General features: G+C 56.6%; 1 protein-coding gene. It reads right to left on the bottom strand.

Annotated features, from left to right (window positions below; genetic code table 11):
• Positions 1 to 509 (bottom strand): TldD/PmbA family protein (locus tag ACRZ95_RS23325; protein ID WP_480555804.1); only part of this gene is annotated, 509 nt, incomplete at both ends.

A 509-nucleotide genomic window follows, 5' to 3' on the forward strand; every position in this document is an offset into this window, starting at 1 on the left:
CCGATGGGCCATCTCCGATCAGTGTTGCGCCTTTTACAGGCGCGCCGATTTTGCCGTTCTCAACCCGATAGGCCTCGGTGCAGGAGAACACGAACTTGCCGTTTGTGATGTCGACTTGCCCGCCACCGAAACCAACGGCCCAGATGCCGTCTTTGATGTCTGCGACCAGAGCAGCTGGATCAGAATCACCACCCAACATTACCGTGTTTGTCATGCGCGGCATCGGTTTGTGGGCATAGCTTTGTCGCCGCCCGTTGCCTGTGGGCGAGACACCCATCAGGCGGGCATTCTGGCGGTCCTGCATATATTTTGTCAGAATGCCATCCTCGATCAGGACCGTCCGCGAACTGGGTGTCCCTTCATCATCAACCGTAATGGACCCGCGCCGATCAGAAATGGTGCCGTCGTCCACAACCGTGACACCTTTGGATGCAATCTGCTGGCCCATCAGGCCTGCAAAAGCAGAACTGCCCTTTCTATTGAAATCCCCTTCAAGCCCATGCCCAATC

This window comes from Ruegeria sp. AI3, assembly GCF_056541245.1.